Annotated in this window: 16 protein-coding genes; 9 read left to right on the top strand and 7 right to left on the bottom strand. The window is 62.2% G+C overall.

Annotation, left to right across the window (positions count from 1 at the left end):
- The first annotated feature begins 90 nt into the window (after positions 1 to 90).
- Positions 91 to 1,332 (top strand): DUF1835 domain-containing protein, encoded by a 1,242-nt coding sequence (locus AC07RO_RS16090; protein WP_495086530.1) that lies wholly within the window; start codon positions 91 to 93, stop codon positions 1,330 to 1,332.
- Here AC07RO_RS16090 and AC07RO_RS16085 read toward each other — a convergent pair whose 3' ends face one another.
- The 4 genes from AC07RO_RS16085 to AC07RO_RS16070 all read right to left on the bottom strand — a co-directional run bounded on the left by AC07RO_RS16085 (position 1,333) and on the right by AC07RO_RS16070 (position 5,151).
- Positions 1,333 to 1,794 (bottom strand): GNAT family N-acetyltransferase, encoded by a 462-nt coding sequence (locus tag AC07RO_RS16085; RefSeq protein WP_495086529.1) that lies wholly within the window; start codon positions 1,792 to 1,794, stop codon positions 1,333 to 1,335.
- 96 nt (positions 1,795 to 1,890) lie between these two features.
- A complete protein-coding gene (gene mntP / locus AC07RO_RS16080) occupies positions 1,891 to 2,457 on the bottom strand; it encodes a manganese efflux pump MntP (protein ID WP_282372033.1) in 567 nt (188 codons plus the stop codon).
- Between the two features lie 247 nt (positions 2,458 to 2,704).
- Positions 2,705 to 4,015: an ATP-binding protein gene (locus AC07RO_RS16075; protein WP_282372032.1), complete on the bottom strand. Its 1,311-nt coding sequence runs from the start codon at positions 4,013 to 4,015 to the stop codon at positions 2,705 to 2,707.
- Between the two features lie 224 nt (positions 4,016 to 4,239).
- Positions 4,240 to 5,151 carry a LysR family transcriptional regulator gene (locus AC07RO_RS16070; protein ID WP_282372031.1) on the bottom strand — a complete coding sequence of 304 codons (912 nt, stop codon included), beginning with the start codon at positions 5,149 to 5,151 and terminating at the stop codon, positions 4,240 to 4,242.
- Positions 5,152 to 5,242: 91 nt separating this feature from the next.
- On the opposite strand from AC07RO_RS16070, the gene AC07RO_RS16065 reads away from it, so the two are divergent.
- Positions 5,243 to 5,680 (top strand): ester cyclase, encoded by a 438-nt coding sequence (locus AC07RO_RS16065; RefSeq protein ID WP_282372030.1) that lies wholly within the window; start codon positions 5,243 to 5,245, stop codon positions 5,678 to 5,680.
- Between the two features lie 20 nt (positions 5,681 to 5,700).
- A complete protein-coding gene (locus AC07RO_RS16060; RefSeq protein ID WP_282372029.1) occupies positions 5,701 to 6,621 on the top strand; it encodes an NADP-dependent oxidoreductase in 921 nt (306 codons plus the stop codon).
- A 244-nt stretch (positions 6,622 to 6,865) separates the two neighbouring features.
- Here the strand turns inward: AC07RO_RS16060 and AC07RO_RS16055 are convergent, their stop codons facing one another.
- Complete coding sequence (locus AC07RO_RS16055; RefSeq protein ID WP_495086528.1) at positions 6,866 to 8,938, bottom strand: calcium-binding protein; 2,073 nt, start codon at positions 8,936 to 8,938, stop codon at positions 6,866 to 6,868.
- A gap of 405 nt (positions 8,939 to 9,343) precedes the next feature.
- Between AC07RO_RS16055 and AC07RO_RS16050 the strand changes: the two genes are divergently transcribed.
- Genes AC07RO_RS16050 through AC07RO_RS16035 form a run of 4 tightly spaced genes read left to right on the top strand, consistent with a single transcriptional unit; the run spans position 9,344 to position 12,923 of the window.
- Complete coding sequence (locus AC07RO_RS16050; protein ID WP_495086527.1) at positions 9,344 to 10,366, top strand: NAD-dependent epimerase/dehydratase family protein; 1,023 nt, start codon at positions 9,344 to 9,346, stop codon at positions 10,364 to 10,366.
- Positions 10,366 to 11,124: a glycosyltransferase family 2 protein gene (locus AC07RO_RS16045; RefSeq protein ID WP_495086526.1), complete on the top strand. Its 759-nt coding sequence runs from the start codon at positions 10,366 to 10,368 to the stop codon at positions 11,122 to 11,124. Before AC07RO_RS16050 ends, AC07RO_RS16045 begins: the two co-directional genes overlap by 1 nt.
- Positions 11,121 to 11,399 (top strand): lipid-A-disaccharide synthase N-terminal domain-containing protein, encoded by a 279-nt coding sequence (locus tag AC07RO_RS16040; RefSeq protein ID WP_192173500.1) that lies wholly within the window; start codon positions 11,121 to 11,123, stop codon positions 11,397 to 11,399. The genes AC07RO_RS16045 and AC07RO_RS16040 overlap by 4 nt, the downstream gene beginning before the upstream one ends.
- 3 nt (positions 11,400 to 11,402) lie before the next feature.
- Positions 11,403 to 12,923, top strand: coding sequence for an ArnT family glycosyltransferase (locus AC07RO_RS16035; protein WP_495086525.1), 1,521 nt, complete (start codon positions 11,403 to 11,405; stop codon positions 12,921 to 12,923).
- Positions 12,924 to 12,982: 59 nt separating this feature from the next.
- Here AC07RO_RS16035 and AC07RO_RS16030 read toward each other — a convergent pair whose 3' ends face one another.
- Complete coding sequence (locus tag AC07RO_RS16030) at positions 12,983 to 13,873, bottom strand: SDR family oxidoreductase (protein WP_282372021.1); 891 nt, start codon at positions 13,871 to 13,873, stop codon at positions 12,983 to 12,985.
- Between the two features lie 99 nt (positions 13,874 to 13,972).
- On the opposite strand from AC07RO_RS16030, the gene AC07RO_RS16025 reads away from it, so the two are divergent.
- The gene (locus AC07RO_RS16025; protein ID WP_495086524.1) at positions 13,973 to 14,866 is read left to right on the top strand and encodes a helix-turn-helix transcriptional regulator; all 894 of its coding nucleotides are present in this window, start codon (positions 13,973 to 13,975) and stop codon (positions 14,864 to 14,866) included.
- Positions 14,867 to 15,162: 296 nt separating this feature from the next.
- Here AC07RO_RS16025 and AC07RO_RS16020 read toward each other — a convergent pair whose 3' ends face one another.
- Positions 15,163 to 15,348: a DUF2986 domain-containing protein gene (locus tag AC07RO_RS16020; protein ID WP_282372019.1), complete on the bottom strand. Its 186-nt coding sequence runs from the start codon at positions 15,346 to 15,348 to the stop codon at positions 15,163 to 15,165.
- A 163-nt stretch (positions 15,349 to 15,511) separates the two neighbouring features.
- Between AC07RO_RS16020 and AC07RO_RS16015 the strand changes: the two genes are divergently transcribed.
- Entirely contained in the window at positions 15,512 to 16,138 is a 627-nt protein-coding gene (locus AC07RO_RS16015; RefSeq protein WP_282372018.1) for a pyridoxamine 5'-phosphate oxidase family protein, read from the top strand.
- Positions 16,139 to 16,202 lie beyond the last annotated feature (64 nt).

Genomic DNA, 16,202 nt, shown 5'->3' with positions numbered 1-16,202 from the left:
GCGCGAAGGGGTTTCCCAAAGCAAGCGTTTCCCCAATCATTCATTCCAGCTCCCGGCTTGTCGGCGGACCGAGCCTTGTAAGGAGTTGGCATGCCTGCCACGAATGCGTCCCGTCAACACGGTCTGCTCGATCTACCTGCGCTGCGCAAGCACGCAAAGCGTCTTCTCAAAGCCCTGAAAAACAACGAAGCGGACGACGCCCGAACGCAACTGCGCGCGATGGACCTGCCGGGCCCCGACTATCGGCTCGCCGACACCCAATGGCTGGTGGCGCACGAGGTGGGGTTCGCCAGCTGGCCCAAATTGATCGCCCATGCCGACGCCGTCGCGTTTGCCGCCCGTCATCCGGATTTCGCGGCGACGGGTGAAGCACAGGTTCAGCATTGGCGCTGCGGCAACGACATCGAGCGCAGCCTTCGCGTTGCCGGCTTTGCAGGTTCGTTCCATATGTTCGACGACCCCATGGTCATGGGCCCGGTGCCCGCGCTGCCCGACGATGAGTATTGGGCGGTGCGTGCCGCGTTTGCCGAGCAGGCGTTTGGACTGTCGCCCCGTGACGCCGAGCAGCGCCAGGCGATGCAGCGTGACGCATTGGCACGCCTGAGTGCCGACAGTGAACTGGTGCTGTGGTGCGAGGGCGATGCCTACGATCAACTGTTTCTGGTTCGACTGCTGGCGAGTTTGCCCAGCGTGCCGCGCAGGCTGGAGCTGATCGAGATCAATCGGGTGCCCGGCGTCGAGCGATTCATCGGCATCGGGCAACTGGCCCCGGACGTGCTCGCCTGGCTCTGGCCCCAGCGGCGCGCCATCGGTGAGGATGCCCTGACACTGGCCCGGCAGGTATGGGCCGCCTACACCGCCCCCGATCCAAGTCGCTGGGCTGAGCTCGCGGCGCAACACCATTCGGCGCTGCCGCTGCTCGGCCCCGCGTTGGCGAGGCAGTTGCAAGAACTGCCCGGCGTCGAGGATGGCTTGAGCCTGACCCAGCGATTGATCCTGCGCATTCTCGCGGAGAAAGGCGAAATGCCCGCCGGCAAGGTCTTTGGTCATTTGATGCTTAATTATGAGCCGCTGCCGTATCTGGGCGACATGATGTTTCATGCGCTGCTGAGACCTCTCATCGATGCACCTCAACCGCTGCTGCACGAACAACCGGGCAGCGAATGGCCCAGGCGCCTTGTCCGGCTGACGGCGCAGGGTGAGCGGGTAGTGCGCGGGGAGTTGAACTGGCTTGATCTTGATCCGGCAGAGCGTTGGGTCGGCGGTGTGCGGATTGTTGCGGACAGTTCGCCCTGGTTGGTCAGCGCGGAAGGGCGGGTGTGGCGTCGCTGACTAGGCCGCAGACGTCAGCGACTTCTCCATGATGATCGTCCGCTCCTCGCCGTGGTATTCATCGCGAATGGTTGAGTAGCCAAGCGACCGGTAGAAGCCCTCGGCCGTGATGGAAGAGGGCACGCGCAACTGACTGACGCCGTTGATGGCGGCGGCTGATTCAACCGCCGCCATCAACGCGCGACCCGCGCCTCGGCCTTGGCAGGCGGGGGCGACGAATACGCTGCGGACGGTGGCCTGATCGAGGCTCGCCGTGGCAATGATGTCTTCGCCGTGGGTCGCCACGTGCACCTGCCGCTGCGCCAGCAAGCGCAGGATCGTCGACGGGGAAAAACTCAGTTCCACCTGCGCAATGATGGCTGCTGAATAGTCCTGGCTATTGGACTCGCACAGGGCGGCCACGATGACGCGGCTGATGGCGGTGGCGTCCTTGTCCGTTGCCTTGCGGATCGAGCAGTTCATGGGGCTGTGCTCCTGGCAAAACTGAAAAACACGACGATCCTCTTTGGGCACACCATTCGCAGCGTCAATGAAGGAATGGCGCGCCTCTCTACCTTCTTACGCCGCCGACAAATGCTCATAAAGAATCGTCGCGCCAACCAGCATCAGCACAACCCCTCCGATGATTTCAGCTCGCTTGCCCACCACCGTGCCCAGCACGCGGCCCAGCATCACGCCGATGGTGACCATCACCGTCGTGGCGACACCAATGGCCGCGGCAGCCACCAGGATATTCACGTTGACGAAGGCCAGGCCAACGCCCACGGCCAGCGCATCGATGCTGGTGGCGAAAGCGGTCACGGCCAATATCAGGAAGGAGTGCTGATTGGGTTTGTCTTCTTCGGCGTCATCATGCTTGAGGCCGTTGTAGATCATGTGCACGCCGAGCACCACCAGCAGGGTGAAGGCGATCCAGTGATCCCAGTTCTTGACGTAGGACGTGGCGGCCTGGCCGATCAGCCACCCGATCAGGGGCGTGATGCCTTCGATGACGCCAAAGATGATGCCGGTGCGCAAGGCTTCTATGAGGCGGGGCTTGTGCAGGCTTGCGCCTTTACCGATGGCCGCTGCGAAAGCGTCCGTGGACATGGCCAAAGCAAGAAGGATGAGGGAAATCGGGTTCACGGTTATGTTCCAGTCGGGCAATGAGTCAACGACGCAGCCACACGCCCGACTTTAGGCATGGATGCATCGTTGGTCTCGCCAACCCGAAGGTGTTCGTGCCACGGCAGGCCGCCGAGAATGTTGACACGAACGCTCTGTGACACGGGGTCCAGAGCAGGCTACTCCCCAACAAGGGCCGCCACTATAACGCGTGAATGTAAAAAAAATGTCGGCGCCTGATGATTTGTTCAGCGAATCAGCACACCGCTCAACCCGCTTCCGACGTGGCGATACAGCCCAGAATTCTCAGATACAGACTCACCGTCGTCCCCGCCCCGGGCGCTGTTTCGATGCGCGCGTCACCGCCCGATTTGATTGCGAAATCTTTTACCTGAGCCAGCCCCAGCCCTGTGCCTTCGCCTGTCGCTTTGGTGGTGAAGAAAGGCTCGAACACCTGGCGCGCGACCTCGGCAGGCATGCCAGGGCCGTTGTCACTGACGCTGACCACAAGGTAGTCGCCCTGTTGCAGCGACAGATCATCCTCCACATGCACCCAGCGGGTGGACACCCGAATCTGGCCGGAACCCTTCAGCGCATCACGGGCATTGCTGAGCAGGTTCATCACGACCGCGTGCAGTTGGGCTTCGACACAGAGGACGCCCCAGCCCCATTCCGCCAGATCGAAGTCAAGGTCGATGCCTTCGCTCATCGAATGGCGCATCAGCGGCTGCGCGGCGTGAAGGCGAGCGGTCACATCGATGCAGATCAGTTCAGGCCCGTCACCGCGCACGCTCGACATCAAATAACTGATGAGCTGCCGGCCTTGCTCAACGGCCTGCAGGCCGGTCTCGGCGAAACGCTCGACGTCCACTGGCCTCCGGGAACGCAGGCGGGTCAACTGAAACGCAGCGCTGACGCTCTGCAGCAGGTTGTTGAAGTCATGGGCAATGCTTGCGGTGAGCATGCCCAGCGAGGAGATGCAGCCGGAATTTTGCAGCAGCGGGGTGACTTCGCTCGGGTTCTGCTCGGCTTGCTGGAATTGATCCTTAAATTGCGCCAGCTGCCGTTCACGTTGTTTGCTCAGCAAGCGGGCTTCCAGCAGCGCCGCGGCCTGCCGGGCCAATGCCTGGAGGGCGAGGGATTGGCGTTCGCTCAGCTGACGGGCGCATGTGTCGATCACACAAACGGTCCCCAACGCGACGCCGCTGTCCGTGACAATCGGCGCGCCTGCGTAGAAACGAATGAAGGGCGGGCCGAGCACCAGAGGGCTGGAAGCGAAGCGAGGGTCGAGGGCCGCGTCTTCGACGACCAGCACTTGCACGGGATCAAGAATCGCATGGCCGCAGAAGGCCAGATCCCGATGGGTTTCCTGCACCCCGAGGCCCACGCAGGCCTTGAACCACTGGCGTTCCCGATCGACCAGCGACACCAGCGCAATGGGCGCGTCGCACAAGGTGGTGGCCAGTAGAACGATGTCGTCGAATGCCTTTTCGTTGGCACTGTCCAGCACGTCCAGGTGTTCGAGCGAGAGGACACGCTCTTCCTCGTTGAAAGGAAATGGGGCGGGATGGTGGGCCATCGATAGTCTGCGCCGGGAAATAAACAATCGCGCATGATGCGCTGTGGCCCGTCGCCCGGCAAGGCCATCGCCCTGTCGATGGTCGGGCCGGGCCGTTAACCTCCTTTTCAAGCACGTTTCGCAGTCGCGCCGTTCCAATATCGAGGCCGCGTGCCTGGGAGTGGCCGTGACTGGCCATGTCGGTTACCGGTGGGTTGACGCGCCGTATCAGGCTGCAGCTGTCTTCAAAACCCCGATGCAACCGATTCGATCATGCCCCTGAACCATTCCTGAGCGGGATTCCCATTGCCACGACGATGCCAGATGAGATGAAACGTGATCTCCGGCAGCGCGACCGGCGGCGGGAACAGGACCAGTTTCCCTCCCGTCGGCGAGCTGAGGGCGATGCGTTTCAGGACGGTGGCAGTCATGCGGGAAGAGGCGATGATCGCCGGCACCGCGAACATCTGCGGCAGCGTCAGTGCCAGGGTGCGTTGCTTGCCCAACTGAGCCAACGCCTGATCCACCAAACCGTGTCGATCACCCTCGGGCGAGACCAGTACATGGGGCAGCGAGAGGTAAGTGTCCATGTCCATGCCGCGCAGGGCTGCCGGATGGCCATGGGCGACGAGGGTGACGAAAGCGTCACGCAGAATCGGTCGCGTGAAAATGCGACCGTCTTGATGGCTGGGCAATACACCGATTGCCGCATCAATCACTCCCGCATCCAGCATGTCCACGGCATGGTCGCGGTCATTGACTGCGTGAACGTTGATCGACAGGTGTGGCGCGTGTTCGCTCAAGGTCTGCAGCAGCGTGGGGAGCAGCACGAAGGCGGGATAGTCCGACAAGCCAAGGTTCATTGTGAGCACGGCATCGGCCGGGACAAAGTCAGGCATTTTCACCAGGGCGGCTTTTATCTGGCTCAGCGCCTCGGCGACAGGTTGGGCCAACTCACGGGCACGGGGCGTTGGAAGGAGGCCGTCAGGGCTGCGCAAAAAAAGCGGATCGCCCAACAGCGTGCGCAAGCGCGAAAGCGCGGCACTCATGGCCGGTTGGCTGACGCCGACCTGAGTCGCGGCGCGCGTGACGTTGCGCTCGTTCATCAGGGCATTGAATGCGGCAAGCAGGTTCAGATCGATGCCATGAAAATCCATAAATCAAATAAACCTATATACGAGCCATTTGTTATACGGATGGTAGCCCTGCGCTCACACTCTCGCCATACCCCACGATGAGAGCCATCCTATGTCCACCGCAGAACTTGCCACCCGCCTTCAAACCGAACGGCAGGCCGTTGAGACCCTCTACCGCGCGTTCAGCGAGAACAATCCCGACCTCGTCGACAGCGTGCTGGCTGCCGACTGGGATGACATCCCCCTGGCACCCGGGCAAGGCCCAGGTCCCGAGGGCATCAAACCGATTATCCGCAGCCTCGCCGACGCTTTTCCGGATGTGCGCATCGTCATCCACGACATGGTTCAGGCCCCTGGTCAGGTCGCCGTACGGGCTGAAATAACCGGCACCCACCTCGGCGAGCTGTTTGGCATCGCCGCCACGGGCAAACAGGTGAGCTTCCGTTTGCATGAGTTTCACGCACTGGAGAACGGGCGGGTCGTTACCACGTGGCACATGGAGGACTGGTTTGGTCTGTTCCTGCAGCTCGGTCAATTCCCTCAAGCCTGAACAACGAAGAGAAAGCCATCATGAAAACAGCGTCCATTTCTGTATTCGGCGGCCCTGAGGTCGTCACGCTGCACAACCTCGATCTGAGCAAGCCAGGCGTTGACGAGGTCCTTGTGGGCGTCGAGGCCGCCAGCGTCAACCCGCTGGATCTGAAGATCATGGCCGGGTACATGCAGCCGGTCTTTCCCGTTGAGCTGCCATACACCCCGGGCACCGATTTCAGCGGCATCGTCAGCAGCGTCGGTGGACAGGTGACCCACCTGAAACCCGGTGATCGCGTGTTCGGCCGCAGCACCCCCACTGCGGGTGGCGCCTTTGCCCGGCAGCTGATAATCGCTGCCACCGAGCTTTGTCTGATTCCGGCTTCCATGAGTTTCGAGCAGGCGGCGGCGCTGCCGACGACCTTCGGCACCGCGCAGCAGGCGTTGTTTGAGGTGGGGCACTTGAAGCCCAGCCAACGCGTCTTGATACATGGGGCAGCGGGTGGTGTGGGCAGCATGGCGGTGCAGCTGGCGCATCTGGCAGGCGCGTATGTCATCGCCACGGCTTCGGCGCGCAACATCGAGCGGGTGAAAAGCCTCGGTGCGGACGAGGCGATTGATTACCGCTCCGAGGATTTCACCACCCTGCGTGACATCGACCTGGTGCTCGACACGGTCGGCGGCCCGACCCTGGAAAGCTCCTGGTCGGTACTCGGCAAGGGTGGACGGATTGCGACCCTCGTGGAGTTCGACATCGAATCCCGTGAAGACCATCCCGGGGAAGCCGTGTTCTTTGCCAGCGCCACGCCGTATCTCCCGGAGGCGGTGCGGCAGTTCAGTGCAGGGCAATTGCAGGTTGTGACCGACTCGATCTTCACCCTGGAAGAGACCCGCGCCGCCCTGGAGAAAGTCGCCACCGGGCATGCCTGCGGTAAGGTCATTATCCGTACGGCCCATTGATTCAGTGGCGGCATCCATGTCACGACACGCCAATGGCTCATAGGCTTGGTGCTCGCGGGCACGCGCAGCCAAAGCATGGGGTCATGAAATCGAAGGCTGTAGACGGGAGTGGCGGCTGGATGGTTGCAGCTACACCGATGCGGATCTTGAAGTCCTATAACGAGTGGGTTGATGCGGGTCACCGGCTCTAAGCGTTGAACGAGGGGAACGCGCATGAGCCGTTCCCCTCGTCGCACCCCGCCTGTTAGCCGAGGGCAGCCTCGCTGGCCGTGCCCACGAGGGTTACTTCCTGCGCCTGCGCAAAGATCATGTCGGAGTTGCCCAAGTCCTGTGTCCAATCGCCTTTGAGGGCGATCTCGAACCGATGGCCCTGCGCGTCCGCTTCCACGTCCTTGAGGTAGGTGCGGTCCAGGTCGTGGTTATAGACCAGCTTCAGCGTATCCCCGGTGCCGTCCCCGAAACCCGTGTAACCCAACGCCGACACGTCGATCTTGTCGTTGTTGTTGGCGAACCGGACAATCAGGTCCACGAAGCTCTGGCTGTCGGTGCGATAGCTGTCGCTGGCTGCCGTGTAGCGGAACACGTCAGCGTCATTGATGCCATTACGGCCGTAGACTGAAAGGTTCGGGTCGTCGCCGCCGCTCAGCAGGTCGGCACCCGCGCCCCCGATGATCACGTCCGAGCCTCTGCCGCCATCGATGCGGTCGTTACCGGCCAGGCCGTAGATGACCTCCGACATGGCACTCCCCGTGATCACGTCCTTGCCAGCCGTTCCTTCGACGGTGGGGGCCGTGAACACCAGATTGTTGCTGTTCAACTGCCCCGTCAGGTTGCCTTCGAGCGCCAGTTCAAAGCGCTGCCCGTCGACATTGGCATCGAAACTTTTCAGGTAAGTGCGGGTGCCGTCAGCGTTGGCCTGGATGGCCAGCGTGCCATTGTGGCCGTCGCCAATGCCGGTGAAACCCAACGCAATCAGGTCTACGCGGTCCTGAGAGGCGTCGAAGTCCAGAATCCGGTCGCTGCCGGTTTCCGTAGCGGTGCGGTAGCTGTCGCTGATCTGGCTGAAGCGGAAAATGTCTGCGCCGGTTCCGCCTGTCAGTACGTCACGGCCACCGGCGCCTTGCAGCAGATCGTCACCGCCCAGGCCGCGGATGATCTCGGCCGTGTCGTTGCCAATCAGGTGATTGGCCTCGCTGGAGCCGTCCACGTGGTATTGGCCGTCCTGGCTGCCAAAGGTGGTGTCCAGGCTGCCATCGGCGTTCAGTCGAGTGATCACGTCGCCAGCGATAAGGATCTTGCCATCGGGCTGAACGATAGCCGAGTGGGCATAGGCGGAGTCCCCTTGGGGCACCTGAAGGGTGAGCTTGCCATCACCGCTGAAGGAGGTGTCGAAGGAACCGTCCGCATTCAGCCGCAGTACGTTGAAGACGGTACTGTCATGACTCTCGCCGGCAATGATGATCTTGCCATCGGCTTGCACGGTCATCGCGGCGCGGTAGTCCAGCCCCAGGGCGGTATCGAAGTACACCACGCCGTCCACGCCAAACGTGGTATCCAGGTTGCCGTCGGCTGCCAGTCGCTGAACGGCATAGACCGGATCGCCCGGGTCGTGGGGTCCCTCGGAGCCCACGTACAGCCAACTGCCGAGCAAGACGCTGCCGTCGGGCTGCACAACGGTGGCGATATTGCCGGTGCCGTAATACCCGGTCGGGTTGAGGACGAGTGTGCCGTCGACACCGAAGTTCTCCGCCGGCGTACCGCTGCTGTCCAGCTTGAACACCACTGCTTGCGAGGTGCCGCGAGCGCTGACGTACACCGAACCATCGGCTGTGGCGTAAATCGCCATTCCATCGGTGCTGATCGGTACATCGAGGGCTGCGGCGCCGCCTTTGCCGAACGTGGTGTCCAGGGTGCCATCGAGGTTGAAACGTTCGACTTTCAAACCGCCAAGCCCAGGCTGCGCCGACAGGACTTTACCGTCGGCCTGCACGGCCATGACGTAGTAAGCCTCATCTTCCGGATCCAGGCTGGCGGGCACGAGGGCAATCCCGTCCTGGCTGAAACTGCTGTCCAGGCTGCCGTCGCTGTTCAGGCGCACCGACGTGAAGCTGCCGCGTGTTCCGTAGCTTTCATCGCCCGGCGAGCCTGGATAACCAATGGCGGTCTGGAAGCTTTCGCCGCCGACGAGGATTTTGCCGTCCGGCTGAAGAATGATGCTCCAGGTTTGATCGGCCCCCGTGGAGGGGTCCACTTGCACGGTGCCCGGGCCGGTTCGTACGGTGTAATCGATGGTGGGCTTGCTGTCTGTTGAAGCCATGACATTGTCCTTTTGACATGGAGCTTGATGGGATTTGAAGGCGTCGTGGGAGTGACGCTCAGGGGTTGACCGTGTGGGGGTCAATAAATGCGAACGAGGTTCCCTGTCGGCAAAAAAACATCAGGCTTCGCGAGAGTCGATGGCTCAACAGCCTTGGGCTTCGCTCGGTCCACGTCTCGAGCGCATGACGCGATGGGCCGCTCACCCTGTTCACATTGCTTAAATATTGCTGTGACACAGTTTCATGTCGCTTGATCAAACATCCAGCAGGAACGGACAGCTGACCCAGGGATTTCGGGCGGTTGGCCGGTTCTGTCAAAGGACTCATGAAATGAATGTCACTGTCTTAAGCGCAGGATACGCAGGACTTACCCAGGCTCGATGCCGCCGCTGGGCGATAGCCCAATGACGGTACTGATCACCGGGGTGGCGGGGTTCATCGGCTTTCACATGGCCAGAACGTTGTGCAGCCAGGGCGTTCAAGTGGTGGGCATCGACAACCTGAACGATTACTACAGCGTCGATCTCAAGCGTGCCCGACTGGCGCAGCTTGAACACTCCCCCTCTTTTCAGTTTCAGCCCATCGACATCGTCGACCCACAGGCTTTGCTCCGGCTGTTCAGCGCGTCCGGCTTCAGCGAGGTCATTCATATGGCGGCCCAGGCCGGGGTCCGGTATTCCATCGATAACCCGAGTGTGTACGCCGATGCCAACATGGTCGGGTTTCTCAACGTCCTGGAAGCCTGCCGGGCATACCCCGTGAAGCACCTTGTTTATGCGTCGAGCAGTTCGGTGTATGGCGCCAATACCAAGATGCCGTTTGCGGTGGAAGACGCCGTTGAGCAACCCGTTTCTCTGTATGCCGCGACCAAGCGCGCCAACGAGCTTATGGCGTACAGCTATTCGCATCTGTACCGGATTCCTGCGACGGGCCTGCGGTTTTTCACCGTGTACGGCCCTTGGGGGCGGCCGGACATGGCGCTGTTCAAATTCACCCGGGCCATCCTCAAAGGCGAGCCCATCGATATCTACAACGACGGCGAGATGGCGCGGGATTTCACTTACGTCGACGACATCATCGAGTCGATGAACCGGCTGTTGCCCCGACCACCGCCGCTCATGGACGGGGTCGCGCCGTGTCAGCTGTTCAACATCGGGCGAGGGGCGCCGGTGAAGCTGCTCGACTTCGTGCAGTGCCTGGAGGCGGCGCTGGGGATTCAGGCCAGGCGCAACTACCTCCCGCTTCAACCGGGGGACGTGCTGCAAACCTGGGCGGATGTCTCCGGGCTGGCGAAATGGATCGACTTCAGTCCGCAGGTTGGGCTTGAGCAGGGCGTGGCTGAATTCGTGCGCTGGTACGGCGACTTCTATTCCTGCGACCAGAGCAAACAGGCCAGACAATCAAAACAAGAGGCGCGGTGGGCGTGATGAGTGAATCGGTGTTTGTGTCGGTATTGATCCCGGCAAAAAACGAAGCGCAAAACCTGCCTTCGTTGCTCAATGAAGTACGCAGCGCGCTGGCCGGGGAGCGCTACGAGGTGTTGGTGGTCGACGACGGCAGCACCGACGACACGCTGCGTGTGCTGCAGCAGATCAAGGCCTCAGGATTTGAGCCCCTGCGCATCCTGCACCACGGGGTTTCCCTCGGGCAGAGCACGTCGATCTGGCATGCCGCCCAGGCCGCGCGCGGTGAGTGGCTGGCGACGCTGGACGGCGATGGCCAGAACGACCCCGCCGACTTGCCCGGCATGCTGGCGCTGGTCCGCAATGCCGGGCAGGGCACCGACCTCAACCAGGGCCAGCCGGTGAGATTGGTGGCGGGGCATCGGGTCAACCGGCGAGACACCGCGAGCAAGCGCTGGGCGTCCCGTTTCGCCAATGCCTTGCGCAGCCGCCTGCTCAAGGACGCCGCGCCTGATACGGGCTGCGGGCTAAAACTGATCCATCGAGCGGCGTTTCTGCAGCTGCCTTACTTCGACCACATGCATCGGTTTATTCCCGCGCTGATCCAGCGCCATCACGGTCGAATGATCGTTCATCCGGTTCACCACCGTCATCGTCAGGCCGGCGTTTCCAACTACGGCAATCTGGACCGTGCGCTTGTGGGCATCCTCGACCTGTTCGGCGTCTGGTGGCTGGTGCGCCGCACGCGACTCAACACCCGGCCCGAGGAGATGAACGGATGAATTTCACCCGCGAAACGCTCTGGCTCACGGTGGGATTTCTCGGTCAGGCGGTCTTCACCGGCCGTTTCGTCTTGCAATGGCTGTACAGCGAAATCAAGAAACGCAGCGTGATTCCGGTGGGCTTCTGGTACCTGAGCATGCTCGGCAGCGCGTTGTTGCTGCTCTACGCCATCTACCGCGAAGACCCGGTGTTCATCATCGGTCAGTCATTTGGCTTTGTGGTTTACCTGCGCAACCTGCAGCTGATTGCCAAACACAAAGATCTGAAGGAATAGCCGGTGGGACGTGTTCATTCTCCCGCGTTGCAGTGCCTGGCGCTGGTGGCGCTTGCGCTGATTCTGGTCGGCGCCGGCTTTGGCATCCGGCAGCCGCTGAATGTCGACGAAGAACGGTTTCTGGGCGTCGCGCTGGAAATGCTGCACAGCGGCAGTTGGCTGATCCCCCATCGGGCCGGTGAAATCTACGGCGACAAACCACCCTTGTTCATGTGGACGGTCGCGTTTTTCACCTGGCTGACCAGTTCGCCGTCGCTGGCACTTTTCATCCCGGGCCTGCTCTCGGCGGCCACCGCCACGGCTGTTTTGTACGACCTGGGCCGACGCCTCTGGTGCCGCAGAGTGGGTCGCATCGCCGCGCTGTTGTTTCTGGCGACTTACCAGACCTACAGCATCCTGCGTACCGGCCAGATCGACAGCTTCCTGTGCCTGTGGGTCGCGCTCGGCTTCTACGGCATGGTCCGTCATCTGCTGCTGGGACCGGCGTGGGGCTGGTTCTACGTCGCGTGTCTGGCCATGGGCCTGGGCATCATCAGCAAAGGGGTGGGTTTTCTGCCGGCATTGATGCTGGTGCCCTACGTCTATGCCGTGCGAAAGGGCTGGTCGGGTGTGGCCGTCATGCCGGGGCAGGGGCTTCGCTGGGCGGCCGGTTTTCTGGTGGTGCTGGCGGGATGTGCGGTCTGGCTTGTGCCGCTGCTCGCCACGGTCTGGCTCAAGGGTGGCGCTGACGAAGTGGCGTACCTGAAGGAAATCCTGTTTCACCAGACCGGTGGCCGCTACGCGTCGGCCTGGGATCACCGCGAACCGTTCTGGTATTTCCTGACCGTCATTCTCCAGTACTGGCTGCCGCTGGTGCTGGCGTTGCCGTGGCTGGTGCCCGCCTGGCGTCGCCAATTGCGAAAGCACGACGCCCGGATCTTGTTGTTGCTGGGCTGGGTGGTCCTGGTGGTGCTGTTTTTCTGCCTGAGCACCGGCAAGCGCAAAATCTATATCTTCCCTGCGCTACCCGGCCTGGTGCTGGCCGCCGCGCCGCTGATTCCGTGGCTGCTTCGCCGCTGGTTTGGCAATCGTCCGAAGGCCCGCGCTGTGTTTGGCGTGGCGGTGGTGGCATGGTTTTGCCTGTGGTTCGGCCGTGGCTTCGTCGAACCGTTCACCGACGGCCCCAACCCCCACAAGGTGCTGATGAGCGAAGCTTCCCGGCTGACCGACGGCGCTGAACTGGTGCTGGTCGGCTGGCGGGAAGGGCACTGGCTGTTCGCCCGCCAGCCGGTGGTGCATTTCGGGTTTGCCGATCAATCCGCCGTCGAACACGCCGCGCTCTGGTTGCGCACCCATCCATCCGCCTTTGCCCTGGTGCCCGCCGCCGAACTGGAGCGCTGCTTCGTGGCCGACAAGGCTCGCCAGTTGGGATCAACGTCGAGGGCCGAGTGGTTGATCGTCGGCGCCGACGCGGACAATGGTCGTTGTCAGCCGCCGGCGCCCGTGCGCGCTTATCGCTTCTCGTGGGGTTCTGACGCGCTGTAGGCCCGTGGCGCGCACGGGCCCTTGGTTAGAATCGGCAGCTCGGCGTCTCTACGGATCATTCACCGCCGTTCAAAACACCCCTTGAGATCCTCAATCAAGCCTGGCCCGGTCGGCACCCAGCCCAATCGCGCCCGGGTTTTGCTGCTGTTGCTCGACATATCCCGTCCCACAAAGCTCGACAGCCAGCCGAACTGCGCCATCGCCTCGTCGGCTGGCACTGAAACAACGGGCAGTCCCAGGCCTTCACCCAGGGCTTCGGCGATGAGGTGGAAGGGGATGTGGCTTTCGGCGGTTGCATGATAGCGAGCGCCGGGTTGGTGTTTTTCCAGCGCGAGTCGGTACAGCTGGGCTGTGTCTGAAATGTGCGCGGCGGACCAGTGATTCATGCCTGCGTCGACATATGCGGAGACGCCGGTCCCCCGCGCGTGCTTGATGAGTTCGGTGACCAGACCCTGTTTGACCGTGTCGTGGATCTGCGACAGACGCATCACCACCACGTTGAGGCCGCGTTGCAACAGCGCCTCTGCTGCCCGTTCCGAGGCGGCGCGGGGATTGGGATGCTCGGCATTGAAATGATCCTCATCGGCAGGCTCGCCCGGTGCCGACGAGCCCATCGGTGTGGCCGAAGTGATCACTAACGGGCGCTGCGAGCCGTTCAGCGCTTCGCCCAGTGCGGCGATGGCCCGCGCATCTTTCTGGCAGTTGTCGACGAAGTGGGCGAAGTCGTGATCGAACGCGGTGTGAATGACCGCATCGCACTGCTCGGCGCCGAGTCTGAGGCTGGCGAGGTCTTCGAGGGTGCCGTGATGGGGCTCGGCGCCGATGGCGCGCAATGCGTCGGTGCCCGCTTGAGAACGGGTCATGCCCAGCACCTGGTGACCCGCGGCCAGTAGTTCCCGGGCGACGTGGGAGCCGATAAAACCTGTGGAGCCGGTAAGAAATACGCGCATTGCAGAAAACTCCTTTTGCTGAAGCGGGCAGGATGCGCGTAACGTTTATCCGCCTAAAAGACGTGACGTTATCAGGGTATAAAAACCAACAGGATCACCATGGCCAACCCGTCTGTTCATTTGCTGGGCACGTATCTGAAGGATTGCCGGGCGCGCCTGGACCCGGCCAGTTTCGGCTTTTCCGGCCGACGACGCACACCGGGTCTGCGCCGGGAAGAAGTCGCGCAGCGCGCCAATATCAGTGCGACCTGGTACACGTGGCTGGAGCAGGGGCGCGGCGGGGCACCCTCGGCGCAGGTGCTGAACCGGATTGCGGAAAGTCTGCTGATGACCGAACCCGAGCGCGAGCACCTGTTCATGCTCGCTTTCGGCCATCCGCCGGAAGTGGTCTACAGCGCGCCCGACGGGGTGACGCCGCGACTGCAACGGGTCCTCGACACCCTTGCGTTCAGCCCGGCGTTTATCAAAACGGCAACATGGGACGTGCTGGCCTGGAACACCGCAGCGGCGGCGGTCTTCACCGATTACAGCCTGCTGCCGGTGGGGCAACGCAACATCTTGCGCCTGATGTTTTGCAACCCGCGCGCCCAGGCCCGGCAGGCTGACTGGAACGCGGTGGCACGTTTCATCGTCGCGGCCTTTAGGGCGGATGCGACCCGGGCCGGCGCGGCGTCCGAGGTCAGCCGGCTGGCGGAAGAACTGTGCACCCTGAGCCCGGAATTCGCGGTGCTGTGGCGAGACAACGACGTGCGGCTACAGGGCGAGGGCACCAAACGCCTGCGCCACGACCCCCATGGCATCATTGAGCTGGAATACTCGAACTTTGCGGTGGACGGGCGACTGGATCTGTCGATGATCGTCTATAACCCGGTCACCGCCGACGATGCCGATCGCGTACGGGCGGTGATCGAAGACCATTCCCGGCTGAAACCGGAGCTTTCTGTGGGACTGGCTTTAGCCAGGAAGGCTTCGGTAATCACACTGAAAAATTGATGGCGTACACACTGGCCTCTTCCCGGCTGAAGCCGGTCCCACTGACACCGCGCGCCCTGTGGGACCGGCTTTAGCCGGGAAGGCGTCGGCAATCACACTGAAAAATTGATGGCGTACGCACTGGCCTCTTCCCGGCTGAAGCCGGTCCCACTGACACCGCGCGCGCCCTGTGGGACCGGCTTTAGCCGGGAAGGCGCCGGCAATCACACTGAAAAATTGATGGCGTACGCGCTGGCCTCTTCCCGGCTGAAGCCGGTCCTACCAGGGGTAGGCGGCGCATCGGAAATGGAGGGTGTTCAAACCGCCTCGGAAGGGCGGACCGCTTCAGGGGTGGATTCGGTCGTGGCTTCAGCATTGGCCTCAGCCAGCTTCAACCGGTCGGCCTTGCTGACGTAGGTGTCTTTGTTCTTCGGCGCCAGTTTGGCACTCGCCTTTTTTGCGTTGGCTCTGAGGATCTGGTTAAGTTTCTTGCGACGGTTCATGCCTGGTTACCCGGTGTGCAGATGCTGGACGGTGAAAAGGCAGGCAGTGAATCAGATCGCCGCTCAATCTGCCACACGCGTCTGCCACTATTGCCCCAATCGGGGACAAGGCGTAAGTGCATACCGACCCTTTCCTTTAAAGAAGAAACCGCAGAGAACCACGATGGATCTTGAAGACAGCTCATACCTGACAACCGTAGCGGCACTGGAAGCGGTGTATGGCCCGATCGCGCCGCCGTCTCTGGTCAAAGAAGTTGACCACATTCACCCGGTTTACCGGCCGTTCATCGAAGCGGCGTCCTTTGTGATCCTCGCCTCGTCGGGCGCAGGCGGCCTGGATGCCTCGCCGCGGGGAGATCAGCCAGGCTTCGTGCACATCGAAGACAGCCAGACGCTGTATCTGCCAGACCGACGCGGCAACAACCGCATCGACACCCTGCGCAATATCATCGAAGACCCGCGAGTCGCGCTGCTGTTTCTCGTACCGGGCGTGGGCGAAACCCTGCGCGTCAACGGCACGGCGCAGATCTCCATCGCGCCCGACCTGCTGGAGCGTTTTGCCGTGGACGGAAAGCCGCCAAAATCGGTGCTGCGAATCACCGTCACCAGCGTGTATTTCCAGTGCAGCCGGGCGGTGATCAGGGCAGGGCTGTGGGATGCGTCCAAACAGGTGCCGCGCAGCGCGCTGCCGACAGCGGGTCAGATTCTCAAGGAGGTTTCGAAGGCAGCCATCGACGGCGAGGCCTACGACAAGGCGCTGCCAGGCCGGATCGCCGACACGCTTTATTAGGCCATTCGTTCCGTGCAAGGGGCAGCCGTGGGACTCGCCCGGGGATGGCTCGCCGACGCGTTGC

It is taken from the genome of Pseudomonas sp. GW821-FHT07F05 (assembly GCF_059418765.1).
Note: the sequence above shows the minus strand (reverse complement) of the source record. Positions and strands in the feature narration are given on the sequence as shown.